The organism is Variovorax sp. Varisp46 (genome assembly GCF_059491885.1).
Window position 1 is genome coordinate 4,743,223 of sequence record NZ_CP168515.1, and the last position, 25,119, is coordinate 4,768,341.

Below are 25,119 nucleotides of genomic sequence, written 5' to 3' on the forward strand. Positions count from 1 at the left end.
GCGTAGCGACACGAAGTGCGCGAAGCATGGGGGAGCGCCGGGTCAGGGTGTCACATAGTCGGACACGACCACCCACTTGCCATCCTTGATCTGCGACAGGCGCGACAGGTCGTTGCCCAGGCGCTTGGTGGCGGTGTAGCTGCTCTTCGGACTGCCGAACATGTCGGGCTCGAAGGTCATGCTGTCCATCGCCTTGATGAAGCTGTCGGTCGTGAGGTTCGGCCCGGCCTTGGTCGCCGCCTTGATGAACGAGTCGATGATCACGTAGCCATACACCGAGAACACGGTCGGGTCTTCGTTGAACTTGGTCTTGTACTTGTTGGCCCAGAAGCGCAGCGGCTGCGACTGCTCGTCGGTGTACGGGTTCTGCACCGTCATGGTGGCGTAGATGCCGTCCATCGCCTTGCCGCCCAGCTTGTGGATCAGGTCGGTGTAGGCCGCGCTCGAGCCCAGGAAGGTCGGGTTGAAACCCGTCTTGCGCGACTCGCCCACGGTGCCGATGGTCTCGCGGATGATGGTGCCGAGCACCACGAGGTCGCAGTTGGCGGCCTTCATCTTGGCGACCTGCGAGCTGAAGTCGGTGGCGCCGCGCTTGAACGAGGTCTTCTCGGCCAGCTCCATGCCGGCGGTCTTCAGGCCCGCCTCGGCGCCGCGCAGCACCTCGAGGCCGAACTCGTCGTCCTGGTAGATGGTGCAGACCTTCTTGGCGCCCTTCTCCTTGATCATCTTGGGCAGGGCCAGGCGGATCTGGTCGTAGTAGGTGGCTGCGAACGAATACTTCAGCCGATTGAGCGGCTCGTACATTTCGCGCGCTGCGGTGATCGGCATGAAGTTGACGATGTTCTTCTCGAACTGCACCGGCATCGCCGCCATGTTCTGCGCCGTGCCGATATGGCCGGCCATGATGAATATCTTTTCCTGGTTCACCAGCTTCTGCGCCGCCAGCACGGCCTTCTTCGGGTCGTAGCCCGAGTCTTCGACGAAGAGCTTGAGCTTGCGCCCATTGAGGCTGCCCTGCTCGTTGAGTTCGTCCACGCGCAGCTGCATGCCGTTGCGCGCCTGCTTGCCGAAGCCCGCGAGCGGACCCGACAGGTCCTGGATCGTGCCGATGCGGATCTCGTCCTTGCTCACGCCCTGCTGCTGAGCGGATGCGAGCGTCGCGATCAGGCCCAGCACGGCCAGCGTCGTCAGTGTCTTGAGCTTCGTCATAGCGGTGTCTCCTCGGGTTGGCAAAAAAGAGGGTCAGCGGTACATGGCGTCGATGCGGCCGGCGTACTTGGTCTGCACCAGCTTGCGCTTGAGCTTCATCGTGGGCGTGAGCTCCTCGTCCTCGGCGCTGAGCTGCGTTTCGAGCAGAAAGAACTTCTTGATCTGCTCGACGCGTGCGAACCTGGCGTTGACGCGATCGATCTCGCCCTGGATCAAATCCTGCACTTCCTTCGTGCGCGTCAGGCTCTCGTAGTTGCTGAACGGCACGTCGTGGTCCTGCGCAAACTTCTCGACGTTCTCCTGATCGATCATGACGATCACCGTGAGGTACGGCCGCTTGTCGCCGATGACCACGGCATCGGTGATGTAGGGGCTGAACTTGAGCTCGTTCTCCAGCTCGCTGGGCGTCACGTTCTTCCCACCCGCCGTGATGATGATGTCTTTCATCCGGTCGGTGATGCGGAAATACCCGTCCTCGTCCATCGTGCCCACGTCGCCGGTGTGCAGCCAGCCGTCGGCGTCGATGGTCTCGGCCGTCTTCTCGGGCAGGTTGAGGTAACCCATGAAGACATTGGGGCCGCGCACCAGGATCTCGCCGGTGGCGGGGTCGAGGCGCACCTCGTTGTAGCCGGTGGCCGGGCCGATGGAGCCCGGCTTGATGCGCGTGGCCGGCACCGCGGTCGAGGCGCCGCACGACTCCGTCATGCCCCACACCTCCAGCATCGGCACGCCCAGCGCGAGATACCACTTGACCAGCTCGGGCGAGATGGGCGCCGCGCCCGTCACCAGGAAGCGCGCGCGGTGGATGCCGATGAGCTTGCGCGCGTTGTCCAGCGCGAGCATGCGCGCGAGCCTGAACCTGAACTTCAGCGACGAGCTCACCGGCTCGCCCGCCAGCACGCGGTTGGCGATCTCCTCGCCCACGCCGATGCTCCACCTGTAGGCCGCCTGCTGCAGCGGGCTCGCCTCCTTCAGGGCGATCATCACGCCCGAATAGAACTTCTCCCACACGCGCGGCACGGCCGTGAACACCGTGGGTGCGATCTCGCGCACGTTCTCCGGCACGGTCTCGGGGTTCTCGACGAAGTTGAGGATAGCGCCGGTGTACATCGCGAAGTACTCGCCGCCCATGCGCTCGGCGATGTGGCACAGCGGCAGGAAGCACATGCGCTCGTCGGTCTGGTCCTGCGCGACGAGCGTGTTGTAGCCGCGCGCGGTGTACACGAGCCCGCCATGGCTGTGCATGGCGCCCTTGGGCTTGCCGGTGGTGCCCGAGGTGTAGACGAGGATGGCGAGGTCTTCAGGGCGGCAGGCGGCAACCGTACGTTCGACCGCCTGCGGATCGGCGGCCAGGTGCTGGCGCCCGAGCGCACGCAGCGCGTCGAGGCTCATCACCGCCGCATCGTCGAGGTCGCGCAGGCCTTCCATGTCGAACACGACCAAGCAGCGCAGGCGCGGCAGGCCGGCGCGCACCTCGAGCGCCTTGTCGAGCTGCTCGTCGTCTTCCACGAAGAGCACGGTGGTGCCCGAGTCTTCGCAAAGGTAGTGCACCTGCGAGGCCGCGTCGGTCGGATAGATGCCATTGGAGACACCGCCGCAGCTCAGCACCGCGAGATCGGCGAGCACCCATTCGATGACGGTGTTGGACAGGATCGACGCGCACTCGCCCGGCGCAAAGCCGATGGACTGGAGGCCGGCCGCGATCTCGCGCACCGCGTCGGCGGTCTGGTGCCAGCTCCAGCTGCGCCAGATGCCCAGTTCCTTCTGCCGCATCCAGATGTTGTCGCCGCGCTGCTTCACGGCGTTCCAGAACATCGCGGGAATGGTGTCGCCGGGCACGACGACGTCGAGCCGGGGTGCGAAGGCGTCGAGGTCCCAGAGTCCTTGCATGGCGGCTATCTCCAGGTTTTCTTCTTTTTCCAGCGCCGCTCGCCGCGCACGCCGTCGTCCTTCACGCCGAGGTAGAACTCCTTGATGTCTTCCTTCTCGCGCAGGCGTTCACAGGTGTCTTCCATCACGATGCGGCCGTTCTCCAGCACGTAGCCGTGGTCGGCGGCGTTGAGCGCCATGTTGGCGTTCTGCTCGACCAGCAGGATGGTGGTGCCGCGCTCGCGGTTGATGCGCACGACGATCTCGAAGATCTCTTTCGTCAGCTTCGGACTCAGCCCGAGGCTCGGTTCGTCCAGAAGAATCAGATGCGGCGCGGCCATGATCGCGCGCGAGATGGCGAGCATCTGCTGCTGGCCGCCCGACAGCAGCCCCGCGTCCTGCGTGGCCCGCTCGCGCAGGATCGGGAAGTAGGTGTAGACCGTCTCCATGTCCCGCGCCACGCCGTCGCGGTCCTTGCGGGTGTAGGCGCCCATCAGCAGGTTGTCCTTCACCGACAGCAGCGGGAACACCTCGCGGCCTTCGGGCACGTGGCTCAGCCCCTGCTGGACGATGTGGGCCGGGTCCTTGGCAGTGATGTTCCTGCCCTGGAATTCGATGCTGCCCTTGCGGGGGTCGATGATTCCGGAGATGGTCTTGAGGATGGTCGTCTTGCCTGCGCCGTTCGAACCGAGCACGGTCACGATCTCGCCCTGCCTGACTTTCAGGCTGACGCCACGGATCGCCTTGATCGGACCGTAGGCGCTCTCTACATTGAGAAGCTGAAGGACTGCGTCGCTCATGCCGCCGTCCTCCTCAAGCTGCTCACGTCGTCCACGGTCCCGAGATAGGCCTCGACAACCCGCGCATCGGCTTGCACCTCGCGAGGAGAGCCGGTAGCCAGCACCTCGCCCATGTTCATCGCCAGCACCCGGTCGGACACCTTGGAAACAAGCGACATGTCGTGCTCGACCATCAGCACAGACACGCCCAGCTCATGCTGGATGTCCTGGATCCAGAACGCCATGTCCGCCGTCTCTTCCACATTGAGCCCCGAAGAAGGCTCATCGAGCAGCAGCAGCTTCGGCTCCGCGCACAACGCACGTGCCAGCTCGACGACCTTGCGAACGCCATAAGGCAACCCCGCCACCATCGAATCGCGATGGTGCTGCAGGTCCAGCAGCTCGATCACCTGCTCCGCCTTCTCGCGCGCCTCGATCTCCGCGAGCCGCGTGGCGGGCGTGAAGAACACCTCGCTCCAGAACCCCGTCTTCCGGTGCGTATGACGGCCGATCAGCAGGTTGTGCAGCACCGTCGCGTGCTCGAACAGTTCGATGTTCTGGAAGGTGCGCGCAATGCCCAGCGCGGCAATCGCATGCGGGGCCTGCTGGGTCAGCGCAATGGCGCCGCCCTCCTCGCCATGCCACGTGATCTCCCCCATGGTCGGCGTGTAGATGCGGCTGATCAGGTTGAACACCGTCGTCTTGCCCGCCCCGTTCGGCCCGATCAGCGTGAACACCTCGCCACGCCGCACATCGAAGCTCACCTTGTTGACCGCCAGCACCCCGCCGAAGCGCACGCTCAGCTCCTTGGCCGAAAGAAGAATGTCGCCGCTCATCTCTGGGCTCCGTCACTCGCCGGCGCGCAGGACTGCCGCACCCCGTTCGCAGGACACCGCGGAACCGGCTTTGCCGGGCAGCAGGTGTCGCCCCCGGCGAGGGGGTTGGCGAAGCGACACGGAGTGCGCGAAGCCTGGGGGAGTGTCATCTCAGCCGGTCCGACTTGGTGAACGACTTCTGCCGCTTGAACAATCCGCGGCGATAGAACGGAAAGAGCTGCAGCCATGTGCGCACCTTGAGCCATCGGCCGTACAGCCCAAGCGGCTCGAACAGCACGAAGGCGATCAGCACCAGGCCATACACCAGCCCCTGAAGCCCCGGTGCCTGCCCGATGACCGCGGGCAGCCAGTCCTTGCCGATGGAAATCAGCTGCGGCATCGCGATCAGGAAGATCGCGCCAAGGAACGCGCCGTGCACCGAGCCGAGACCGCCGATCACCACCATCAGCAGCAGGTCGATCGACTGCAGGATGCTGAACTGGTCCGGCGAGATGAAGCTGAGCTTGTGCGCATACAAGGCCCCGCCCAGGCCCGCGAGCGCCGCCGAGATCGCGAACGACATCGTCTTGTAGCGTGCGAGGTGAATGCCCATGCTCTGCGCCGAGATCTCCGAATCGCGGATCGCGACAAAGGCGCGCCCCGTCGGCGAGCGCAGCAGGTTCAGGATGCCCAAGGTGGAAATCACCGCAACCACCAGGCACAGGAAGTAGAAGCCATCGCCCGAGCCCAGCGACCAGCCGAATATCTCCGGCGCCTTCACATGCAGGCCGGCATTGCCGCCCGTCACGCTCTCCCACCGCGCGAACACTTCCTCGACGATGAAGCCGAACGACAGCGTTGCGATGCCCAGGTAGATGCCCTTCACGCGCAAGGCCGGCAGCGCGACCACCACGCCCACGGCCGCCGACAGCGCCGCGGCCGCGATCAGCGCAACCGGAAACGGCACACCGGCGTTCGTCAGCACGCCCTGCGTATAAGCGCCCGCGCCAAGAAACGCCGCATGCCCGATCGAGAACTGCCCCGTGAACCCGGCCAGCAGCATGAGCCCCAGGCCGACGATCCCGTAGATCAGCACGAAGGTCAGCTGCGCGAGCCAGTATTCGTCGATCACCCATGGTGCGACGACCAGGAACGCCACCAGCAGGCTGTACCAGAACACATGCCCGCCGTGCCGGGCAAGGCGGATGTCCTGGTCGTAGCTGGTCTTGAAGATGAAGCGCATGAACGATCAAACTTTCTTGCGCAGCTTCTCGCCGAACAGACCGTTCGGCTTGATCATGAGCATCAACAGCACCACGATGTACGGCGCCGTGTCCTTGAAGCCATCGGGCAGATAGAAGCCCGCGAACGACTCGACGATGCCGATGACCAGCCCACCGACGATGGCACCCGGCAGGCTGCCGAAACCGCCGACCACCGCCGCCGGAAAGGCCTTGAGCCCGATGAAGCCCATGTTCGCGTGCACGAAGGTGATGGGCGCGAGCAGCATGCCCGCGATGGCCGCGACCGCCGCCGCCAGGCCCCACACCAGCCCGTTGAGCCGCTTCACCGGAATGCCCATGTAGTAGGCCGCCAGCTGGTTCTGCGACGAGGCCTGCATTGCGATGCCGAGCTTGCTGTAGCGGAACATCGCGAACAGCAGGGCGCAGAGGATGGCGGTGGCGATGATGATCGCGAGCTGTTCGAGGTTGACCACCAGCTCGCCCAGTTTCCAGATCTGGTCCTTGTAGGGCACGGGGAGCGTGTGGGTGTCGGTGCCGATGCCCGGCACCATGGTGATGAGCCCGCGCGCCACGTAGGCGATGCCGATCGTGAGCATCACGATGGAGAACTGCGGCTGCCCGAGGATCGGCCGGATCACCACCAGTTCGAGCAGCACGCCGAAAGCCGCCATCGCCACCACGGCAAGGATCGCCGCGAGCCAGAACGGCAGGCCGAACAGCGACATGCCCGCGAACGCACCGAAGGCCCCGAGCATCATCAGGTCGCCCTGCGCGAAGCTCACGGTTTCGGTGGCCTTGTAGATCAGCACGAAGCCCAGCGCGATCAGGCCGTAGATGCAACCTTGCGCAATGCCCGACAGCAGGAGTTGGAGGATCTGCATGGGGCCTCTTCGCGCCTACTGCCTGAAGCCGCCCGCCGCGTCGTGCAGCGCAAGCCGGCGCGATCCGGCCACGATGTCGCTGGGCTTGAGGCCGTAGACCTGGCGGATCGAATGGCTGAAGTGCGTCGAGTCGGGGTAGCCGGTGTCCAGCGCGATGTCGGTCAGCGTGCCGGCCTGGCGCACGTAGCGCAGCAGGCTGCGCGCGCGCTTCCAGGCCCGGAAGGCGCGAAACGCCATGCCGGTCTCCTGCTTGAACAGATGCAGGAAGCGCGAGAACGACAGGTGCACCGAGGCCGCGCAGTCTTCGGCCGAGGCGGGCGCGGCGGGGTCGGCGACGAGGGTGTCGATGACCTTGCGGATGCGCGCGTCGATCGGTCGCGGCGCAAGCACCTCGCCGAAGAACAGCGCATCGAAATCGAAGCCGTCGAATTCCGAGCCGCGGCCCGAGGCCGCGAGCAGGTGCGCATGGACCTCGCGCACACGCCGCGCGAAGGCGGGCGCATCGACCGGGCCGCAGTGCCGCATGAACGCCGGCAAGCGCGCGGGGTCGACCGATTCCGATTCGATCAACAGGTTGAAGATCAGCGGATGCTCGCTCTCGACATGGTGCGGCACCTGCGGCGGCACCACGATCAGCTCGCCCGCCTGCCAGGCGCCGCCGCCGATGCGGATGCGGATCGGCGGCACGCCCGCGGGCGACAGGTACACGCCGTGCCCGCCCATCGTGCGCTCGGCGGCCGCGCCGAGCAGCCCGGCGTAGAACACGCGCTGCGGCGTGAGCCACATGAGGCGTTCACCCTGTGGTGCGCCGCCGTTGTCCGACGGCGCAGTCCTCGTTCGCTGCATGGTGCCTGTCTCCTGCATCGGGGTCGATTGCCAACGGTGGATGGTGTCGCGCTCGCTGGATCGTAGCGGCGCAGGCCGGCGGCGCGGCGTGCATTTGCGCGGGGACTTTCCCTAGGCCCGTGCGAACGCGCGGCGCAGCTCGGCGGCACAGAGCGCGACCGCGGTGCCGGCCTCGTCGAGCACCTTGCCCATGGTGATGAAGCCATGGATCTGGCGCTCGAAGCACACGTACGCAGCGCTGTTGCCGGCGGCCGTGAGCGCCTCGGCATACGCGGCGCCTTCGTCGCGCAGCGGGTCGTAGCCGGCCGTGACGACGAGCGCCGGCGGCAGGCCCGCGAGGTCGGTGTGCAGCAGCGGCGAAGCACGCCAGTCGAGGTCGTGATCCGGGTCGGTGATGTAGTGGTCGTGGAAGTACGTCATCGTGTCGCTGGTCAGCAGGTAGCCCTGCCCGTTGGCATGGTGCGATGGATGGCCGCGGCGCATGTCGGTGGCCGGGTAGATCAGCAGCTGGTAGGCGATGGGCAGGTCGCCGGCATCGCGTGCGGCGATCGACACCACGGCCGCGAGGTTTCCGCCAGCGCTGTCGCCGCCCACCGCGAGACGGCTCGCATCGAGCCCCAGCGCGGCGGCCTCGCGGCGCACCCAGCGGGTGGCGGCGAGCACGTCGTCCACCGCTGCGGGAAAGCGGTGCTCCGGGCCCATGCGGTAGTCGACCGCGACCACGGCGCAGCCGGCGCCGTTGGCCAGTTCGCGGCACAGCACGTCGTGCGTGTCGAGGTCGCCGATGACCCAGCCGCCGCCGTGGTAGTACACCAGCACCGGCAGCGGACCGGCGCCCGAACCCAGGGGCCTGTACAGACGCACCGGGATGGGGCCGTGCGGCCCTTGCGCGGCCAGGTCGCGCACCTCGGCCACCTCGGCCGGCAGCGGCTGCAAGGCGGCGCGGCGCTCGCGATAGAAGGCCCGCGCGTCGGCAGGCGAGAGGGTGTGAGTCGGCGGAATGCCGCGCGCCTCGATGAAGTCGAGCAAGGCGCGCGCCTGGGGATGCAGCATGGTGTCTCCGGGAGGTCGAGCGGGCGTCGCTCGATCTCCCCGCACCATGCCCGCGCCGCTGCGGCGCGGCTTGCGGAAACTGGCTATGCCTTGCGCGGCTTCACGCGCGAGGCGGCTTCCTTGGCGAGCCTGCGGGCGGTGCCGGTGTCGGCTGCATGCACCAGCGCCACGCCCATGCGGCGCTTGGTGAAGCTCTCGGGCTTGCCGAACAGGCGCACGTCGCTGCCGGGCACCTGCAAGGCCTCGGCCACGCCGTCGAAGGCGATGCCGGTGGCGTCCACGCCGCCGTAGATCACGGCGCTGGCGCCCGGGCTCTTGAGCGAGGTATCGACCGGCAGGCCGAGGATGGCGCGCGCATGCAGCTCGAACTCGTTCTGCCACTGCGTGGCCATGGTGACCATGCCGGTGTCGTGCGGGCGGGGGCTGACTTCGCTGAACCAGACTTCGTCGCCCTTCACGAACAGCTCGACGCCGAACAGGCCCTGCCCGCCGAGGTCGGCCGTGACGGCCTGCGCGATCTGCTGCGCCTTCTGCAGCGCGGCGGGCGCCATGGGGTGCGGCTGCCAGCTTTCCACGTAGTCGCCGCTCACCTGCACATGGCCGATGGGGTCGCAGAACCTGGTTTCCACGGCGCCTGCGGCATCCTTGGCGCGCACGGTCAGCAGCGTGATCTCGTAGTCGAAGTCGATGAAGCCCTCGACGATCACGCGGCCGTGGCTCACGCGGCCGCCGGCCATGGCGTAGTCCCAGGCCTTCTGCACGTCGGCCGGGCCGTCGATCTTGCTCTGGCCCTTGCCGGAGCTGCTCATCACGGGCTTGACGATGCAGGGGTAGCCGATGCCTGCGTCGATGGCCGCCTGCAGTTCGGCCAGCGAGTCGCAGAACTTGTAGGGGCTGGTGGGCACGCCCAGCGTCTCGGCGGCCAGGCGGCGGATGCCTTCGCGGTCCATGGTCAGGCGGGCGGCGCGGGCGGTGGGAATCACGCGCACCACACCCGCGTCTTCGAGCTGCTGGAGCATGGGCGTGGCGATGGCCTCGATCTCGGGCACCACCAGCGCGGGCTTCTCGGCCTCGATCAGCGCCTTGAGTTGCTCGGGGTCGCTCATGGTGATGGTGCGCGCGTGGTGCGCCACCTGCTGGCCGGGGGCGTTCTCGTAACGGTCGACCGCGATGGTCTCGACGCCGAGGCGCTGCAGGGCGATCAGCACCTCCTTGCCGAGTTCGCCGGAGCCGAGAAGCATCACGCGGGTTGCCGAGGGGGAAAGGGGGGTGCCGAGGGTGGTCATGGTCGGAGGTCGGAGAAAGCGGTGGAAAGCGGGGGAAAAAGCAACCGCCGCACTGTAAGCCACCGGCGGGCCGACGGTGTCGCACGCGGCAACGGCGCGGCCCGGGGGCTGCTTCACAATCGAAGTTTTCGCCGCGGCGCCAGCCTCGCGCACCCTTCTTTTCGTTTTCTCTCAAGGAGTTTTCTCATGGCTATTCAGACTGTCGGCATCATCGGCGCCGGAACGATGGGCAACGGCATCGCGCAGGCCTGCGCGGTGGCCGGCGTGAAGGTGGTGATGGTCGACATCGCCCAGGCGGCGGTCGACAAGGGCCTGGCCACGGTGTCGGGCAGCCTCGACCGCCTGATCAAGAAAGAGAAGCTCACCGCCGAGCAGAAGACCGCCGCGCTGGCGCTCATCAAGGGCTCGACCAACTACGACGACCTGAAGAGCGCACAGCTGGTCATCGAGGCGGCCACCGAGAACCACGCACTCAAGCTGAAGATCCTCAAGCAGGTCGACGACATGCTGGCACCCGAGGTGATCATCGCCTCGAACACCTCGTCGATCTCGATCACGCAGCTGGCCGCCGCCACCTCGCGCCCCGACCGCTTCATCGGCATGCACTTCTTCAACCCGGTGCCGATGATGGCGCTGGTGGAGCTGATCCGCGGCTACCTCACGAGCGACGCCACGCACGACACGGTGAAGGAACTGGCCGAGCGCCTGGGCAAGTCGCCCATCACCGTGAAGAACGCGCCGGGCTTCGTGGTCAACCGCATCCTGGTGCCGATGATCAACGAGGCCTTCTTCGTGCTGGCCGAGGGCATCGCCACGGCGGAAGACATCGACGCCGGCATGAAGCTGGGCTGCAACCAGCCCATCGGCCCGCTGGCACTGGCCGACATGATCGGGCTGGACGTGTGCCTGGCGGTGATGGAGGTGTACCTGGAGCAGTTCGGCGACTCCAAGTACCGCCCCTGCCCGCTGCTGAAGGAAATGGTCGCCGCGGGCCAGCTGGGCCGCAAGACGGGCCGTGGCGTCTACACGTACTGACACTGGCTCGCCCCCAGTCTTCGCGCACTTCGTGTCGCTTCGCCAACCCCCTACCGGGGGCAACACCAGCGGCCCGGCAAAGCCGGTTCCGCAGTGTTCCTTGAAAAGATAAGAAAAGGAGACCGCTCACATGACCGCCACGCCCACCACCCCGCCCGCCGAAGGCTGCATCGACACCGAGGTGCTCGGCCACGTGCTGCTGATCGGCATCAACCGCCCCGCCAAGCGCAACGGCTGGACGCCGCCGATGTTCAGGCAGCTCGCCGAGGCCTACACCCGGCTCGACGACGACCCGAACCTGCGCGTGGGCGTGCTGCACGCCTTCGGCGACCACTTCACGGCAGGCCTCGACCTGCCGGCGGTGGCCGAGTACATGAAGCGTGGCGAGAAGGCGGTTCCGCAGGGCCTGGTGGAGCCGCACGACTTCGGGCTCGAAGGCTACCGCCGCCGCACCAAGCCGATGGTGGCTGCCGTGAAGGGCATCTGCTTCACGGTCGGCATCGAGCTGATGCTGGGCGCCGACATCGTGGTGGCAGCCGACGACTGCCGCTTCTCGCAGATGGAAGTGCAGCGCGGCATCATGGCCACGGGAGGCGCCACGCTGCGCATGGCCGAGCGTGCCGGCCTGGGCAACGCGATGCTGCACCTGCTCACGGCCGACGAGTTCGACAGCGCCGAAGCCTATCGCCTCAACTTCGTGCAGAAGGTGGTGCCGGCCGGCCAGGAGCTCGACGCGGCGCTGGCCATTGCGCAGCGCATCGCCGCCCAGGCGCCGCTGGCGGTGGTGGCCACGCGGCTCAACGTGCTGAAGGCCATCGAGCATGGACCGCTGGCCGCGGTGTCGGAATTCATCGAGACGCAGAAACGCCTGTCGAACAGCGAGGACGCCGCCGAGGGCGTGCGCTCTTTCGTCGAACGCCGGCCGGCGCGCTTCAGCGGCCGTTGATCCTTTCACCGAGAACAACAACATGCCCTTTTTCGTTCGCACGGCGCTCGCCGCCGCATTCACCCTGCTCGCCGTGAACACCACTTCCGCACAGACGCCCACGCCTCCCGCGCTGCCCGACCCCGCGGCCACCTCGGTCGACGCGCTGGGCTGGATGAAGGGCTTCCCGCCCGCACCGGACAAACTCATCACCTTCGACAACCCGGCCGGCGGCGTGTTTCCGCGCACGCGCTGGAGCTTCTCGCACGTGCGCGAGACCGTGCCCACCGCCAACGTGTGGCGCGGCAGCGGCGCGGCCAGCCCGCTGCCGGCGGCCACGTCACCCGTCCAGATCGAAGCCGTGACGTTCAAGCCTCTTGGAAGTGCAGGCAGCGACCAGACGCTGAACTTCGCCCAGATGATCTCCGGCACCTACACCGACGGCATCCTCGTGATGCACCGCGGCAAGGTGGTCTACGAGAAGTACTTCGGCGCACTCACGCCCGAGCGCCCGCACATCGCGATGTCGGTCACCAAGTCCTTCGTGGGCACGCTGGCCGCCATCCTCGCGGACGAAGGCAAGCTCGATCCGGCCGCACCGGTCACCAAGTACATCCCCGAGCTCAAGGGCACGGCGTACGGCGACGCCACCGTGCGCCAGGTGATGGACATGACCGTCGGCGTGCACTACTCCGAGAACTACGCCGACCCGAAGGCCGAGATCTGGGACTACGCCCGTGCCGGCGGCATGCTCACGCAGGGCCAGAACTACATCGGACCCAAGTCGTTCTACGAATTCCTCGTCACGCTGAAGAAGGAAGGCGAGCACGGCGACGCCTTCGCCTACAAGACGGTCAACGCCGAGGTGCTGGCCTGGATCGTGCGCCGCGCCAGCAACCAGTCGCTGGCCGACCTGCTGAGCGAAAAGATCTGGCGCCGCATCGGCGCCGAGCAGGACGCCTACTTCATGGTCGACCGCATCGGCACCGAGTCGGGCGGCGGCGGCCTCAACACCGTGCTGCGCGACCTCGCGCGCTTCGGCGAGACCATGCGCAACGGCGGTCGCGCCTCCAACGGGCAGCAGGCCATTCCGAAGGCGGTGGTGGAAGACATCCAGCGCGGCGGCGACCCGGCGAAGTTCGTGAAGGCCGGCTATGCGCTGCTCAAGGGCTGGTCGTACCGCGACATGTGGTGGGTGTCGCACAACCCGCACGGTGCCTACATGGCGCGCGGCATCCACGGCCAGAGCATCTACGTGGACCCGAAGGCCGAGGTGGTGATCGTGCGCTACGCCGCGCATCCGGTGGCGGGCAATGCGGGCAACGACCCGCTGACGCTGCCGGCGTTCCATGCCGTGGCCGAGGCGCTGATGCGCCCCTGAGCCGCTTCTCTTTCTAGGCGGCCGCCCGCTCGCGGGCAATCACGAGCAGCCCGTCCATGATCAGGCTCTCGACCAGCTCGAAGTGCCCGTTCATGACCGGCGCCATCTTCCAGCCCGCGCCGCCGGTCATGTAGCAGGCCGGATCGGCGCCGCAGTGCGAGCGCACGTGCTGCACCATGCGCTCGACCGCGCCGGCGATGGCGTAGGTGCCGCCGCTGGTCAGCGCATCGCTGGTGTTGGTGGGGAATTCGCGCACCTCGCCGGTCGGCACGTGCAGCCCGGCCGTGCCCGACTCCAGCGCGCGCAGCATGATGCCGTGGCCCGGCAGGATCAGCCCGCCGAGGAACCTGCCGTCCGCGTCGATCGCCTCGACGGTCACGGCGGTGCCGATCATCACCACCACCATCGGCCGCGGCGGCTGTCCCGGCCTTGCGGCGAGCATGCGGTGGCGCGCGCCGATCATCGCCACGAAGCGGTCGGCGCCCAGGCGGGTGGGATGGTCGTAGCCGTTCACGATGCCGGCCTCGCCCGCGCTGGACATCACCCAGCGCGGCGCGCAGTCGAAGCGCTCGACGATCTGTTCCTCGGCACGCCGGCGCACCGCGTCCCCGGCCACCACGCAGCCCAGCATGGAACCGGGCGCCGGCAGGTCGGCCCAGGGGCCGTCGGCCAGCCGTTCGATGTGGTCGAGGAATTCGGCGCCGTGCGCCTGCAACTCGGCGCCGGGGCGGGCCGAGTCGTAGAGCGCCCATTTGAGGCGGGTGTTGCCGATGTCGATGGCGAGGAAGGGGGATGGCATGCGCGGGATTATTGCGACTTTGTCGTTATTCCTGCTGGCACCTCGTCGACACGCGGCGTGGGCCTACGCGGCGCTGCCCCGTCGCGCCGGTAAATTGGCAGGTCCATCCACCAACTACGGCACAAGGAGAACACCATGGGTTTGCTCAGTTTCATCAAGGAGGCGGGTGAAAAACTGTTCGGCGGCTCGTCGGCGCAGGCCGCCACGCCAGACGCCAACCAGGCCGCCGCCGCGGCCATCAAGACCTACATCGAAACGCAGAACCTCGGCCTCACGGGGCTCCAGGTGACCTATGCGGCGAGCAGCGGCGTGGTCACCCTCGCGGGCCAGGCGCCATCGCAGGAGGCCAGCGAGAAAGCCTCGCTGGCAGCAGGCAACGTGGCGAACGTGACGAGCGTCGAGAACAACCTCGTCGCACCGGCCGCGCCGCCCGCGCAGTACCACGACGTGGTGAAGGGCGACACGCTCTCGGCCATCTCGAAGAAGTACTACGGCGATGCGAACAAATACAACGCGATCTTCGAGGCGAACAAGCCGATGCTGAGCAGCCCCGACAAGATCTATCCGGGGCAGAAGCTGCGCATTCCGCCGCTCTGAACTGGCGCTCGAAGAGGGCAGTCTCGAGGCCTGCCGAGGAATCGGTGGGCCTTTTTGCTTCTTTCGGGGTGCGTGCGAATGGCACCGGGTGCTCCCCTGCGCGAATGCCCCCCGCCTTCGGCTCCTCCTTTATTTCGCTGCGGGGAGCCCCGTCGGCGTGAGCACACCCCCGAACGACTCAGTTCTGCTTCCAGGGCAACCCACGCTTGCGCCAGCCGCCGATGAGTCCGCGATGCCCCTGGTCGTCCGGATTCCCCTCGAAGCCTTCGAGGATGTTGTAAGCCTCTGCGCCCAGTTCGGTCGCGCGCTTGGCGGCCGCGATGGAGCGCACACCGCTGCGGCACAGCAGCACCAGCTTCTTCCGGCCTTCGGCGGCGGCACGGATGCCGTCGTCGAACGCGGGGTTCATCGCCATGCCCGGCCACTGTTTCCAGGCCAGCGGCACGGCGCCGGGTACGTAGCCGACCCATTCGCGCTCGGCGTCGGTGCGCACGTCGATCATCACGGCCTCGCCGCTGGCCATCCATTGCGCCGCCTGCTCGGGCGTCACGTCGCCAGCGTAGCCTTTGTTCTCCACGGATTCGGTCATTTCCTTGCTTCCTTCCTTTTCTGCGACGCGGTTTTCAATCACTGGAATTCTTCATCTGTTCGATCAGTTCGAACAGGCCCATGCCCAGCAGCATGGCGCCCACGAAGACCACGGCCTTGAACTCGCCCGTGCCGAGCGAGACCAGCGCGGGGCCGGGACAAAAGCCCGCTACACCCCAGCCAACGCCGAACAGCAGGCTGCCGCCGACGAGGCGACGGTCGATCCGGCGCGCGGTGGGCAGCATGATCGGCGCGCCCAGCAGCGACAGCTTGCGCCGGCGCGCGAACAGGAAGGCGGCGGCGCTCACGATCACCGCCCCGCCCATCACGAATGCGAGCGAGGGGTCCCAGGCGCCGGCAAGGTCGAGAAAACCGAGCACCTTGGCCGGATTGGCCATGCCGGAGACGATGAGGCCGAGCCCGAAGACCAGGCCGGCGAGCAGGGAGGCGATGACGGTCGGCATGAGGGCGAATCGCTCCTTCATCACAGGTTCAACAGATGACGCGCCACGAACACCGTGGCGAATCCGGTGGCCATGAAAGCCCCGGTGGCGGCCAGCGAACGCGGCGACAGCCTCGCCACGCCGCACACGCCGTGGCCGCTGGTGCAACCCGCACCGTAACGCGTGCCCACGCCCACCAGCAGGCCGGCCAGTGCGAGCGCGCCATAGCCGGCATCGATCCGTGCCGCGGGCAGCACGGCAAACAGCCCGCAGGCGGCGGGTGCACCGATCAGTCCGAGCACGAAGGCCGCGCGCCAGGCCACGTCGCCCTTCACGGGGCGCAGCAAACCGCCCAGCACGCCGCTGATGCCCGCGATGCGCCCGTTGAGCAGCACGAACATCGCCGCGGCGATGCCGATGAGAACGCCGCCGGCCAGCGCGGCCCATGGCGTGAAACGCGGCCAGTCGATGGCGGCCATCTTCAGTCCTCCTTCGGGCAGTAGAGACGGTAGAGCACCGCGAGGATGTCGAGCAGCGCGGCATCGGCGACGCTGTAGTAGATGTTCTTTCCCTCGCGGCGGGTGCTGACCACGCCTTCCGCGCGCAGCACCGAGAGTTGCTGCGACAAGGTGGGCTGGCGGATGCCCAGCGCGCTTTCGAGGTCGCTCACGCACATCTCGCCCTGCGAGAGCTGGCACAGCAGCAGCAGCCGGTCTTCGTTGGCCAGCAGCTTGAGCACCGCGACCGCCTGGCGGGCACCGCCGCGCAGCACTTCGGGATCGATGATGAGGGTGGAAGCCTTCATGGAGGGCAATGTCGGTTAGTTCGCCAATATTATATCTATTCATATAATATCAACGACTTGACTGAAGGAGTGCCCATGACGACGACCGCAGCGCCCCGCCGCACCACCACCCAGGCATTCTTCGATCCCGTGACGGGTACGGTGTCCTACGTGATCTGGGACCACGCCACGAAGCACGCCGCGATCATCGATCCGGTGCTGGAGTACGACTTCAGGTCCGGCCACACCAGCACCGCCTCCGCCGACCGCCTGCTGGCCTATGTGCGTGAGCAGGCGCTGCAGGTCGACTGGATCCTGGAAACCCACGCACACGCCGACCACCTCTCGGGCGCGCGCCATGTGCAGTCGCAGGCCGGCGGGCGCATCGCCATCGGCGAGCACATCCGCACGGTGCAGGCCACCTTCCGCGCGCTCTACAACCTGGAGCGCGACTTCCTGCCCGACGGCAGCCAGTTCGACCATCTCTTCAAGGACGGCGAATCCTTCCGCATCGGCGACGCCGAGGCGGTCGCGCTCCTGGTGCCCGGCCATACGCCGGCCGACATGGCGTACCTCGTGGACGGCGCGGTCTTCGTCGGCGACACGCTCTTCATGCCCGACCTGGGCAGCGCGCGCGCAGACTTCCCCGGCGGCGACGCACGCCAGCTCTATCGCTCGATGCACCGGCTGCTCGCCCTGCCGCCCGGGACGACCATCTATGTCTGCCACGACTATCCGCCCGCCACGCGCGAGCCCCGCTGGCAGAGCAGCGTGGCGGAACAGCGCGCCCACAACATCCATGTGCGCGACGGCATCGGCGAAGAAGAATTCGTGCGCATGCGCACCGCGCGCGACGCCACGCTCGACGTGCCGACGCTGATCCTGCCGTCGATGCAGGTCAACGTGCGCGCCGGGCGATTTCCGCCGCCCGATGACAACGGGGTGGCCTACCTGCGCATTCCGCTGAATGCCCTTCCGGTCCATCGAGGCGCGGCCGCCCCGCAGTGATGGCTCAGCGCCGCCGCTCCACGTATGGCCGCGCCTGCAGCAGCACGATGCGGTCGCCCACGGTGGCCCACTCGATGTCCTGGTCCACCGCGTTGAAGGTGCGCTTCACAGCCGCGCCCACGTTGGCGAGGCGCACCACCAGCTCGTCGGTCAGCACATTGCGGCCCACCTCCACCGGCACTTCCTTCACGCCGCCTTCCTTGTCGAGCTGCAGCGACGTTTCTTCGGCCGAACGGCTCAGCACCTGGATCGCCTTCGACCAGCTCGAATACATCACCTGCTCCGCCACCCGCTGCCCCTCGACCACGCGGATGCCGATGCCGCGCTTGGCCGAGATGTAGGTGACGTGCGGATGCCCCGCATCGAACGGGTCGCGGGTGATCATGACGCCAGCGTTGGTCGAGTCGATGGCGGTCTGCACGAACACCCCCATCAGCACCGACTCGGCGCCGAAGCCCGCGGCGCTGCGTGCCTCCCAGGCCTCGGGGTTGAAGACCGAGGCCCAGACCTTCTTCACTGCGACCTCGAGCGCATCGCCGGTCTTGACGTTGGGCACCGTGGTGTAGAGCCCCGCGCCGCTGAAGCCGGGCAGGTCTTCGGAGTTGGACGAGCTGCGCACGAACACGCCGCCGCCGCCCAGTTGCGACTGCCACGCGGCGCGCCATGCGGCGGCGGTGGCCGCGTCAACCGGCCATTGCACGATCTCGTCGCGCAGTTGCGCCAGCGCCTTCTGCCGGGCCTTCGGATCGCTCGCGAAGCCCGGCTGCTGCTGCATGCGCGCGATGCGTTCGGCCAGGCCGTTGGCGCGCATGAAGCGGTCGTAGTGCGCGAACGGAATGCAGAAGCCGTCGGGCACCGAAGTGCCCGGAATGTGCGCGGCCAGCATGGCGCCGAGGTTCGCGGCCTTGGTGCCGCACTGCGCGCTGTTGCGCGCGCGCAGCGAGGCCAACGGCAGGAGACGGGTTTCGTGCAGGTCGGGCCTGATGGCGCGCGCGCTGCCGGGCGTCGCGCCGGTGGCGGCGGTGCGCACGGCGCGCGGCGGCAGGGCGGCGATCTCTTCGGGCGCGAGGCGGCGCACCTGGTAGCCCGAGGCCGCGACCTTCAATGCCACCCACTGGCCCGCGTGTGCCTTCAGCACCGTGGCGGCATCGCGCACGTAGGCGTTCGGAATGCCCCATCCCTTGGCCAGCAGGTTGACGTGCGACAGCGCGGTCGACGGCCGCTCGGTCAGCACGCCCGCCACCGGCGGCAGGCTGATCGGCACCTGCCGCAGCACGGCGATGTCGTCGGGCAAAAGTGCGAGCTGGGCGTTGATGCCCGATTCGTCGTCCACGATGCGCACGCGGCCGGTGGCGGTGCCGAGGTTCATCGGCAGAAATGGCTGCTCGCGGATCAGCGCCTCCTGGCTCACGAAGTCGATGCCGGCTTCCTTCGCCACGCGTTCGTGCAGCGTGGAGTTGGTCTTGAACTTCACGGGCGCGAAGAAGCTGGCCTTGACGTGCGCGTCGGCCTGCCGCAGCAGCGGCGCAGTGAGCCGGTCGCCCTCCCAGAACTCGTAGGTGAAGGTGCCGATGTTCTGCTGCCAGCTCAGCGTGCCGAACAGGAAGCGGCGGTCGGGCACGAGGTAGTTGCGGTCGATCTCGCGCTTGATCGTGTTCGGCGTGAGCCGGGTGTCGCGCAGGAAGCGTACGTGCAGCTGGTAGCGCGGCGTGTCGATGTAGTACATGCGCGCCGGCTTCGCCTGCCGGTCGACGGCGAACAGCACGTGCGCGAGCTGCATCGGCGTGCCGGCGTCGTAGACGCGCGCCAGCTGGTCGAAGTCCCCCTGGCTGCGCAGCGCGGGCAATGACGACGGCACCGCGGGGCGCGGCGCGAGCTGCGCGGCCGGGCCGTCGGGCAGAGGCTGGTTTTGCTGCTGGTAATACGAGGGCTTGCGCGCCAGCTGGGCCGCGGCGGGCATGGCCGCCAGAACCATGGCGAGCGCTGCGCAAAGCGCGATCAAGCTATCGGTTTCGGAGCGCATGGCGCCCGTGGGGCGTGCGCGATCCTGGTTTTTCATGGGGGATTTCTTCCTTACAGCCGGTTGCCGAATGCACGCGCGCTTCACCAAGCAGCGGGTTGGCGATGACAGCGGCAGCGGATTCTCGCGCGTTACATATTCAGCGCTTTCGCATTGTCCCAACGACCGGGGAGAACAACGCCATGAGCCCATCCGCCATTTCCATGCATTCCGCCACGCTGCGCCGCTGGCTGCTCGGCCTGGCCATGCTGTGCGTCGGCCTCGCGGCCAGTGCCCAGCAGGACCCGCCGGGCCGCGTGGCCCGTCTCAACTTCCACCAGGGCACCATCAGCTTCGCGCCGGCCGGCGACGACAGCTGGTACGACGCGCAGCCCAACCGCCCCATCACCACCGGCGACCGCCTCTGGACCGACCGCAATGCCCGCGCCGAGGTGTACATCGGCTCGGCAGCCCTGCGGCTCGACGGGCAGACGCACGTGGAGTTCTCCGAGCTCGACGACGACACGGCGCGCATCACCTCGAACCAGGGCAACCTGCAGCTGCGGGTGCGCGACGAGCTGGCAGGCCAGCGCTTCGAGGTCGACACCGGCAACCTCGCGGTGGTGATCGACGCGCCGGGCGAATACCGCATCGCCTCCGATCCGGCCGCCGGCACCACCTGGGTGGCCGTGGCCTCGGGCCGCGCCACGCTCTATGGCGAGAACGGCCAATCGCAGTCGCTGGCCGCGCGCCAGCAGCTCACCGTGTCGGGCCGCGACCTCGCGGCCGTGGGCGGTGCGCCGCTGCAGGCTGGCGGCTTCGACGCCTGGGTGGCCGAGCGCAACCGCATCGAGGACCAGTCGGTCTCGGCGCGCTACGTGTCGCGCGAAGTGGTCGGCTACCTGCAGCTCGACAACTACGGCGACTGGCAGAACGACGCCACGTACGGCGACGTCTGGTTCCCGCGCAACGTCGATGCCGACTGGGCGCCGTACCGCGACGGCCAGTGGGTCAACGTCGCGCCGTGGGGCCTGACCTGGGTCGATGCCGCGCCTTGGGGTTTCGCACCCTTCCATTACGGCCGTTGGGCGCGCGTGGGTTCGCGCTGGGGCTGGGTGCCGGGGCGGACGAGCGGCCGGCCGGTGTATTCGCCGGCGCTGGTCGGCTTCGTGGGCGGCGGTGCGAACGCGGGCGTCCAGATCGGCAACGGCCGCAGCGGCGTGGGCTGGTTCCCGCTGGCCCCGGGCGAGCAATGGCGCCCCGGCTACCACGCGAGCCAGCGCTATGTGGACCAGGTGAACCGCATGGCCATCTACAACCGTCAGGCCGGGCCGCGCAACGACTTCTATGCCAACCAGCAGATGCCGGGCGCCGTGACCGTGTTGCCCGCCGACCGCTTCGGCCGCGGCCCCTTCGGCCGTCGTGACCTCGTGCGGCTGCCGGACGACCGCTTCGCGCGCGTGCCGGTGGCTCCCACGCCGGGCGTCGCGATCAACGGCTTCGGCGGCGGCTTCGGCCGGCCCGCCGCAGCGGTCCCGCCGGCTGCGGCGCTGATGGCGCGGCAGCAGCAGATCCAGCTCCAGCAGGCGCAGCAGCAGCAACAGTTGCAGCAACGACAGCAGATGGAATGGCAGCGCCACCAGGACGGGCGTCCGCAACAGGAATGGCGCCAGCAGCAGGATTGGCGAGCCCAACATGACGGGCGCCAGCGCGGCGAACAGGAACGCTGGCAGCAGCAACAGCAACAGCAACAACAGCAGGCGCCGCGCCAGCAACAGGAAATGCAGCAGCGCGCGGCGCAGGCGCAGGCGCAAGCTCAGCAGCAGCAGCAGCAGATGCTTCAACAACAGCAACAGATGCAGCAGCAGCAGCAACGCGCGACCCAGCAGCAGGCCCAGCAACAGCAACAGCAGCTTCGCCAGCAGCAGGAAATGCAATTGCGCGCCGCACAGGCGCAGCAGCAGGCGCAAGCCCAGCTTCAGGCCCAGCAGAACGCGATGCGGCAGGCGCAGGAGGCCCAGTTGCGCGCGATCCAGCAGCAGCGCGGCATCGCGCCAGCGCCGCAGCAGCCGCAGCCGCAAGGCCAGCGCAGCGACGATCCGCGCAGGCTCTGGACCTCGCCCGACTCGCGCTGAACGCCAGCCGCCGCGCAAGTCCCGCCGGAAGCGCTTCCTTCGGCCCGCCGCTACAGTCGGCGGCCAAGGAGCCTTTCATGCCCACATTCGACTTCGATCTCTTCGTCATCGGCGGCGGCAGCGGCGGCGTCCGCGCCGCGCGCATGGCCGCGCAAACCGGCGCGCGTGTCGCCATCGCCGAGGCCGCCGAACTCGGCGGTACCTGCGTCAACGTGGGCTGCATACCGAAGAAGCTCTACAGCTACGCCGCCGGCTATGCCGAATCGTTCGAGGAAGCCGCCGGCTACGGCTGGAAGCTGCCGCAGGCGCCGCAGTTCGACTGGGCGCACCTGAAGTCGCAGCGCGCAAAAGAGATCACGCGGCTCAACGGCATCTATGCCTCGCTGCTGAAGAACGCGGGCGTCACGCTCGTCACCGGCTGGGCGCAGCTGGCCGACGCCCACACGGTGGAAGTCGACGGCAAGCGCCACACCGCGCGTCACCTGCTGGTGGCCACCGGCGGCACGCCCTACGTGCCCGACATTCCGGGCCGCGAACACATCGTGAGCTCCGATGCGATGTTCGACCTCGACCCCTTCCCCAAGCGCCTGCTGGTGGTGGGCGGCGGCTACATCGCCTGCGAATTCGCATCCATCTTCAACGGCCTCGGCGCCCAGGTCACGCAGCTGCACCGCCGCGCACACCTGCTCACCGGCTTCGACGACGACGTGCGGCAGTTCCTTGCGAACGAGATGGGCAAGGCCGGCGTCGACGTGCGGCTGAACTGCGAAGCCACCTCGGTCACGCGCGGGCCGCACGGGCTTGCCGTCACGCTGGCGCGCGGCCAGCAGATCGAGGCGGACACGGTGCTCTTCGCCACCGGCCGGGTGCCCAACACACAGGGGCTCGGCCTCGAGGCGGCGGGCGTGAAGCTCGACGAGCGCGGCGCCATCGCGGTCGATGCGCACTACCGCAGCTCGGTGCCGTCGATCCATGCGGTGGGCGACGTGTCCACGCGCGTGCAGCTCACGCCGGTGGCGCTGGCCGAGGCGATGGTGGTGGTCGACGAACTCTTCGGCAAGGGCAAGCGCCGGCTCGACTACGAGTTCATTCCCACAGCCGTGTTCACGCACCCGAACATCGGTACCTGCGGCTACACCGAACTCGAAGCGCGCGCGAAGTTCGGCGAGGTCACGGTGTTCTCGAGCGAGTTCAAGTCGCTGCGCCACACGCTGTCGGGCCGCAGCGAGCGCACCTTCATGAAGCTGGTGATCGAGAAGGCCACCGACCGCGTGGTGGGCCTGCACATGGTGGGCGCGGACGCGGGCGAAGTGGTGCAGGGCTTTGCGGTGGCGATGCGCGCGGGTGCGACGAAAGCGCTGTTCGACAGCACCATCGGCATACACCCGACTGCGGCCGAGGAGTTCGTGACGATGCGCGAGCCGATGCCAGGCTAGCGCTGCTTGCCTTCGAGCAGCTTCACCATCACGAACAGCACGCGGTTCGCCGGCGTGGGAACGCCGAGCGCCTCGCCGCGCCGCACGACCAGGCCGTTGAGGTGGTCGATCTCGCTGAGCTTGCCGCGCGCGAGGTCCTGCGCGGTGGACGAGTACTGCGAAGGCATGGTCTGCGCGATGCCGCGCACGGCGGCGTCGGTGTCGCCGGGCACCACAACGCCCTCGGCTTTTGCGACGGCGAGGCATTCGGCCACCACGTCGCGGATCACCTCGGCCACGCCCTCGCCTTTGACGAGCACACCGTAGGGCAGCTGCGTGACGGCGGACAGTGCGTTGTAGGCGCAGTTGAGGATCAGCTTGGCCCACAGCGAGCCACGCACGTTGTCGGAGATTTGCGTGGGCACGCCTGCGGCGGCCAGATGCCGAGCGACCTGTTCGCTCATGCGCGAAGGCGCAATCACCAGTTCGCCGCGCCCGTGGTGCTTCACATGGCCCGGCCCCGCCATCTCGGTGGCGACGTAGACCACGGCCGCTGCAACCTCATTCGACGGCAGCACCGGTCGCACGCGCTCGTCGTTGTCCACGCCGTTCTGCAATGTGAGCACCAGCGCGCCGGGAGAGAGGTGCGGCTTGATCTGCGCGGCGGCCGATTCGCTGTCGGTGGACTTCACGCAGAACAGAACGAGGTCGGCGCCGTGCACTGCGCTGGCTTCGGTGCTGGCTGCCACCTTCACGAATTCGTCGAAGGCCTTGGTCTCCAGCCGAAGCCCGCTGGCGTTGACGGCCTCCACATGCGAGGGCCGCCCGATCAGCACCACCTCGTGTCCGGCGCGCGCCAGCATGGCGCCGTAGTAGCAGCCGACTGCGCCGGCGCCCATGACTGCGACTTTCATCGATCGTGTCCTTCGTTGTCTGTTCGGACCACGAGGTTACTCAACACGGCCGTTTCATGCTTCGGCCTCCACGCCGCGCGAGGCCGCTCCCTCTTGCAGCAGCCATTCGCGGAACGCCACGAACGCCGGCAGGTCGAGCCGGTCCGGCCGATAGCAGAGATAGTGCCCCTGGTTCACGCTCACCGGCGTGCCGCAGGGACTCAGCAGCGAGCCTTCCGCCAGTTCTTCCTGCACCAGCAGCCTGGGCACGAGGCCGATGCCCAGGCCGTTGAGCGCTGCCTGGATCAACGCGGAGTACTGCGCGAAGCGCGGGCCGGCCACGGTCTGCACCTCCGGCACGCCGTGTTGCGCGGCCCACTGGCGCCACGCGGTCGGCGCGCCCTCGTGGTGCAGCAGCGTGTGGCCGAGGATGTCGGCGGGCTGCGCGATGCGGTGCCGCCCTTCGACCAGCAAGCGCGCCACGATCAGCACGAACTCGCGCCCCGCGATGTATTCGGACACCACGCCGGGCCAGCCGTCGGGGCCGTAGCGGATCGCGGCGTCCACGCCGGCCGGAATGCCGTCGCTCGGCTCCAGGTGGCGGCTGAAGCTCAGCATCACGTGGCGGCTCTTCTGGCTGAAGGCGGGCAGGCGCGGAATCAGCCACTTGGTGAGGAAGGTGGGCACGCTCGCCAGCGTGAGAAGTCCGGCGCCCGCATCGCCCGAGCGCGCCTCGAAGGTCGCCGTTTCAATCGCTCGCAGCCCACCCGAAATCTTCTGCCAGTACACGCGCCCCTGGGGGGTCAGCTGCACGCCGCGTCCGTTCTTCTGCAGCAGTTCGCGGCCGAGGAAAGCTTCGAGCCCCGCAATCTGCTTGCTGACCGCGCTCACGGTGATGCACAGGGCGCCGGCCGCGAGCGTGATGCTCTCGTGGCGCGCCACGGCGTCGAAGGCCAGCAGCTCCTGGATGGTGGGGCAGTCACGCTTCATGCTGCATGGCTCCGGTTGATGAAAGCTGAATGAAAAACGCTTTCCGATTGCTCAAGTGTCGTCATCCAACTTTCACCCATAAGTTCGCATGCGCTTCCTAGAATTCGAAGCATCGCGGCGGCATGGCCGGCGCAGACAGTAGCGC

Annotated in this window: 24 protein-coding genes; 7 read left to right on the forward strand and 17 right to left on the reverse strand. The window is 67.9% G+C overall.

The features are described from left to right. Window positions 1-42 precede the first annotated feature (42 nt). The 9 genes from ACEN9N_RS22475 to purT form a co-directional block, all read right to left on the reverse strand. Window positions 43-1,209 (reverse strand): ABC transporter substrate-binding protein, encoded by a 1,167-nt coding sequence (locus ACEN9N_RS22475; RefSeq protein WP_007829622.1) that lies wholly within the window; start codon window positions 1,207-1,209, stop codon window positions 43-45. Window positions 1,210-1,242: 33 nt separating this feature from the next. Continuing rightward, a complete protein-coding gene (locus ACEN9N_RS22480) occupies window positions 1,243-3,099 on the reverse strand; it encodes an AMP-dependent synthetase/ligase (protein WP_495654556.1) in 1,857 nt (618 codons plus the stop codon). A gap of 5 nt (window positions 3,100-3,104) precedes the next feature. Further along, the gene (locus tag ACEN9N_RS22485; RefSeq protein ID WP_007829626.1) at window positions 3,105-3,878 is read right to left on the reverse strand and encodes an ABC transporter ATP-binding protein; all 774 of its coding nucleotides are present in this window, start codon (window positions 3,876-3,878) and stop codon (window positions 3,105-3,107) included. Then, a complete protein-coding gene (locus tag ACEN9N_RS22490) occupies window positions 3,875-4,693 on the reverse strand; it encodes an ABC transporter ATP-binding protein (RefSeq protein ID WP_495654557.1) in 819 nt (272 codons plus the stop codon). The genes ACEN9N_RS22485 and ACEN9N_RS22490 overlap by 4 nt, the downstream gene beginning before the upstream one ends. A gap of 145 nt (window positions 4,694-4,838) precedes the next feature. Continuing rightward, complete coding sequence (locus ACEN9N_RS22495; RefSeq protein WP_413331669.1) at window positions 4,839-5,915, reverse strand: branched-chain amino acid ABC transporter permease; 1,077 nt, start codon at window positions 5,913-5,915, stop codon at window positions 4,839-4,841. A gap of 6 nt (window positions 5,916-5,921) precedes the next feature. Then, a complete protein-coding gene (locus ACEN9N_RS22500) occupies window positions 5,922-6,797 on the reverse strand; it encodes a branched-chain amino acid ABC transporter permease (RefSeq protein ID WP_413315647.1) in 876 nt (291 codons plus the stop codon). Window positions 6,798-6,812: 15 nt separating this feature from the next. Beyond that, window positions 6,813-7,643, reverse strand: coding sequence for a helix-turn-helix domain-containing protein (locus ACEN9N_RS22505; RefSeq protein WP_413331670.1), 831 nt, complete (start codon window positions 7,641-7,643; stop codon window positions 6,813-6,815). Between the two features lie 111 nt (window positions 7,644-7,754). Beyond that, window positions 7,755-8,696: a LipP1 family hormone-sensitive lipase gene (gene lipP1, locus ACEN9N_RS22510; RefSeq protein ID WP_495654558.1), complete on the reverse strand. Its 942-nt coding sequence runs from the start codon at window positions 8,694-8,696 to the stop codon at window positions 7,755-7,757. Window positions 8,697-8,779: 83 nt separating this feature from the next. Continuing rightward, window positions 8,780-9,982 carry a formate-dependent phosphoribosylglycinamide formyltransferase gene (purT, locus tag ACEN9N_RS22515; RefSeq protein ID WP_478180168.1) on the reverse strand — a complete coding sequence of 401 codons (1,203 nt, stop codon included), beginning with the start codon at window positions 9,980-9,982 and terminating at the stop codon, window positions 8,780-8,782. Window positions 9,983-10,168: 186 nt separating this feature from the next. On the opposite strand from purT, the gene ACEN9N_RS22520 reads away from it, so the two are divergent. The 3 genes from ACEN9N_RS22520 (at window position 10,169) to ACEN9N_RS22530 (ending at window position 13,323) form a co-directional block, all read left to right on the forward strand. Further along, entirely contained in the window at window positions 10,169-11,017 is an 849-nt protein-coding gene (locus ACEN9N_RS22520) for a 3-hydroxybutyryl-CoA dehydrogenase (RefSeq protein WP_007829644.1), read from the forward strand. Window positions 11,018-11,147: 130 nt separating this feature from the next. Next, window positions 11,148-11,963: a crotonase/enoyl-CoA hydratase family protein gene (locus ACEN9N_RS22525; RefSeq protein WP_413331673.1), complete on the forward strand. Its 816-nt coding sequence runs from the start codon at window positions 11,148-11,150 to the stop codon at window positions 11,961-11,963. Between the two features lie 22 nt (window positions 11,964-11,985). Continuing rightward, window positions 11,986-13,323, forward strand: coding sequence for a serine hydrolase domain-containing protein (locus ACEN9N_RS22530; protein ID WP_495654559.1), 1,338 nt, complete (start codon window positions 11,986-11,988; stop codon window positions 13,321-13,323). 13 nt (window positions 13,324-13,336) lie between these two features. Here the strand turns inward: ACEN9N_RS22530 and ACEN9N_RS22535 are convergent, their stop codons facing one another. Continuing rightward, window positions 13,337-14,122: a type III pantothenate kinase gene (locus tag ACEN9N_RS22535; protein WP_056516467.1), complete on the reverse strand. Its 786-nt coding sequence runs from the start codon at window positions 14,120-14,122 to the stop codon at window positions 13,337-13,339. A gap of 135 nt (window positions 14,123-14,257) precedes the next feature. Here ACEN9N_RS22535 and lysM point away from each other — a divergent pair, with 135 nt between their 5' ends. Continuing rightward, complete coding sequence (gene lysM / locus ACEN9N_RS22540; RefSeq protein ID WP_413315642.1) at window positions 14,258-14,719, forward strand: peptidoglycan-binding protein LysM; 462 nt, start codon at window positions 14,258-14,260, stop codon at window positions 14,717-14,719. A 178-nt stretch (window positions 14,720-14,897) separates the two neighbouring features. Here lysM and ACEN9N_RS22545 read toward each other — a convergent pair whose 3' ends face one another. Genes ACEN9N_RS22545 through ACEN9N_RS22560 form a run of 4 tightly spaced genes read right to left on the reverse strand, consistent with a single transcriptional unit; the run spans window position 14,898 to window position 16,555 of the window. Then, on the reverse strand, window positions 14,898-15,308 hold the full coding sequence (locus ACEN9N_RS22545; protein ID WP_413315641.1) for a rhodanese-like domain-containing protein: 411 nt from the start codon (window positions 15,306-15,308) through the stop codon (window positions 14,898-14,900). A gap of 34 nt (window positions 15,309-15,342) precedes the next feature. Beyond that, on the reverse strand, window positions 15,343-15,771 hold the full coding sequence (locus ACEN9N_RS22550; protein ID WP_413315640.1) for a DUF6691 family protein: 429 nt from the start codon (window positions 15,769-15,771) through the stop codon (window positions 15,343-15,345). Window positions 15,772-15,791: 20 nt separating this feature from the next. Beyond that, a complete protein-coding gene (locus ACEN9N_RS22555; protein ID WP_495654560.1) occupies window positions 15,792-16,229 on the reverse strand; it encodes a YeeE/YedE family protein in 438 nt (145 codons plus the stop codon). Between the two features lie 2 nt (window positions 16,230-16,231). Then, entirely contained in the window at window positions 16,232-16,555 is a 324-nt protein-coding gene (locus tag ACEN9N_RS22560) for an ArsR/SmtB family transcription factor (RefSeq protein ID WP_413315639.1), read from the reverse strand. A 75-nt stretch (window positions 16,556-16,630) separates the two neighbouring features. On the opposite strand from ACEN9N_RS22560, the gene ACEN9N_RS22565 reads away from it, so the two are divergent. Further along, window positions 16,631-17,542 (forward strand): MBL fold metallo-hydrolase, encoded by a 912-nt coding sequence (locus ACEN9N_RS22565; RefSeq protein WP_007829654.1) that lies wholly within the window; start codon window positions 16,631-16,633, stop codon window positions 17,540-17,542. 4 nt (window positions 17,543-17,546) lie between these two features. Here ACEN9N_RS22565 and ACEN9N_RS22570 read toward each other — a convergent pair whose 3' ends face one another. Continuing rightward, window positions 17,547-19,601, reverse strand: a complete 2,055-nt coding sequence (locus ACEN9N_RS22570; protein ID WP_495654561.1) for a PEP/pyruvate-binding domain-containing protein — start codon at window positions 19,599-19,601, stop codon at window positions 17,547-17,549. Between the two features lie 143 nt (window positions 19,602-19,744). Here ACEN9N_RS22570 and ACEN9N_RS22575 point away from each other — a divergent pair, with 143 nt between their 5' ends. Then, window positions 19,745-21,676 (forward strand): DUF6600 domain-containing protein, encoded by a 1,932-nt coding sequence (locus ACEN9N_RS22575; protein ID WP_495654562.1) that lies wholly within the window; start codon window positions 19,745-19,747, stop codon window positions 21,674-21,676. 77 nt (window positions 21,677-21,753) lie between these two features. Then, on the forward strand, window positions 21,754-23,112 hold the full coding sequence (gene gorA, locus ACEN9N_RS22580) for a glutathione-disulfide reductase (RefSeq protein ID WP_495654563.1): 1,359 nt from the start codon (window positions 21,754-21,756) through the stop codon (window positions 23,110-23,112). Here the strand turns inward: gorA and ACEN9N_RS22585 are convergent. After that, window positions 23,109-24,005 carry a ketopantoate reductase family protein gene (locus tag ACEN9N_RS22585; RefSeq protein WP_495654564.1) on the reverse strand — a complete coding sequence of 299 codons (897 nt, stop codon included), beginning with the start codon at window positions 24,003-24,005 and terminating at the stop codon, window positions 23,109-23,111. The two genes, gorA and ACEN9N_RS22585, sit on opposite strands and share 4 nt — an antisense overlap. Before the next feature lie 54 nt (window positions 24,006-24,059). Further along, window positions 24,060-24,974, reverse strand: coding sequence for a LysR substrate-binding domain-containing protein (locus tag ACEN9N_RS22590; RefSeq protein WP_413315634.1), 915 nt, complete (start codon window positions 24,972-24,974; stop codon window positions 24,060-24,062). Between the last annotated feature and the right edge of the window lie 145 nt (window positions 24,975-25,119).

Excerpts from the sequence above, each read along its gene's own strand:
- ACEN9N_RS22565 (WP_007829654.1), top strand. The coding sequence starts at position 16,631 with ATGACGACGACCGCAGCGCCCCGCCGCACCACCACCCAGGCATTCTTC.
- ACEN9N_RS22520 (WP_007829644.1), top strand. The coding sequence starts at position 10,169 with ATGGCTATTCAGACTGTCGGCATCATCGGCGCCGGAACGATGGGCAAC.
- ACEN9N_RS22550 (WP_413315640.1), bottom strand. The coding sequence starts at position 15,771 with ATGCCGACCGTCATCGCCTCCCTGCTCGCCGGCCTGGTCTTCGGGCTC.
- ACEN9N_RS22495 (WP_413331669.1), bottom strand. The coding sequence starts at position 5,915 with ATGCGCTTCATCTTCAAGACCAGCTACGACCAGGACATCCGCCTTGCC.
- ACEN9N_RS22505 (WP_413331670.1), bottom strand. The coding sequence starts at position 7,643 with ATGCAGCGAACGAGGACTGCGCCGTCGGACAACGGCGGCGCACCACAG.
- ACEN9N_RS22545 (WP_413315641.1), bottom strand. The coding sequence starts at position 15,308 with ATGACCGAATCCGTGGAGAACAAAGGCTACGCTGGCGACGTGACGCCC.
- ACEN9N_RS22560 (WP_413315639.1), bottom strand. The coding sequence starts at position 16,555 with ATGAAGGCTTCCACCCTCATCATCGATCCCGAAGTGCTGCGCGGCGGT.
- ACEN9N_RS22575 (WP_495654562.1), top strand. The coding sequence starts at position 19,745 with ATGAGCCCATCCGCCATTTCCATGCATTCCGCCACGCTGCGCCGCTGG.
- ACEN9N_RS22500 (WP_413315647.1), bottom strand. The coding sequence starts at position 6,797 with ATGCAGATCCTCCAACTCCTGCTGTCGGGCATTGCGCAAGGTTGCATC.
- ACEN9N_RS22555 (WP_495654560.1), bottom strand. The coding sequence starts at position 16,229 with ATGGCCGCCATCGACTGGCCGCGTTTCACGCCATGGGCCGCGCTGGCC.
- ACEN9N_RS22525 (WP_413331673.1), top strand. The coding sequence starts at position 11,148 with ATGACCGCCACGCCCACCACCCCGCCCGCCGAAGGCTGCATCGACACC.
- ACEN9N_RS22490 (WP_495654557.1), bottom strand. The coding sequence starts at position 4,693 with ATGAGCGGCGACATTCTTCTTTCGGCCAAGGAGCTGAGCGTGCGCTTC.
- ACEN9N_RS22585 (WP_495654564.1), bottom strand. The coding sequence starts at position 24,005 with ATGAAAGTCGCAGTCATGGGCGCCGGCGCAGTCGGCTGCTACTACGGC.
- ACEN9N_RS22570 (WP_495654561.1), bottom strand. The coding sequence starts at position 19,601 with ATGAAAAACCAGGATCGCGCACGCCCCACGGGCGCCATGCGCTCCGAA.
- ACEN9N_RS22530 (WP_495654559.1), top strand. The coding sequence starts at position 11,986 with ATGCCCTTTTTCGTTCGCACGGCGCTCGCCGCCGCATTCACCCTGCTC.
- ACEN9N_RS22485 (WP_007829626.1), bottom strand. The coding sequence starts at position 3,878 with ATGAGCGACGCAGTCCTTCAGCTTCTCAATGTAGAGAGCGCCTACGGT.
- ACEN9N_RS22475 (WP_007829622.1), bottom strand. The coding sequence starts at position 1,209 with ATGACGAAGCTCAAGACACTGACGACGCTGGCCGTGCTGGGCCTGATC.
- ACEN9N_RS22590 (WP_413315634.1), bottom strand. The coding sequence starts at position 24,974 with ATGAAGCGTGACTGCCCCACCATCCAGGAGCTGCTGGCCTTCGACGCC.
- lysM (WP_413315642.1), top strand. The coding sequence starts at position 14,258 with ATGGGTTTGCTCAGTTTCATCAAGGAGGCGGGTGAAAAACTGTTCGGC.
- lipP1 (WP_495654558.1), bottom strand. The coding sequence starts at position 8,696 with ATGCTGCATCCCCAGGCGCGCGCCTTGCTCGACTTCATCGAGGCGCGC.
- gorA (WP_495654563.1), top strand. The coding sequence starts at position 21,754 with ATGCCCACATTCGACTTCGATCTCTTCGTCATCGGCGGCGGCAGCGGC.
- purT (WP_478180168.1), bottom strand. The coding sequence starts at position 9,982 with ATGACCACCCTCGGCACCCCCCTTTCCCCCTCGGCAACCCGCGTGATG.
- ACEN9N_RS22535 (WP_056516467.1), bottom strand. The coding sequence starts at position 14,122 with ATGCCATCCCCCTTCCTCGCCATCGACATCGGCAACACCCGCCTCAAA.
- ACEN9N_RS22480 (WP_495654556.1), bottom strand. The coding sequence starts at position 3,099 with ATGCAAGGACTCTGGGACCTCGACGCCTTCGCACCCCGGCTCGACGTC.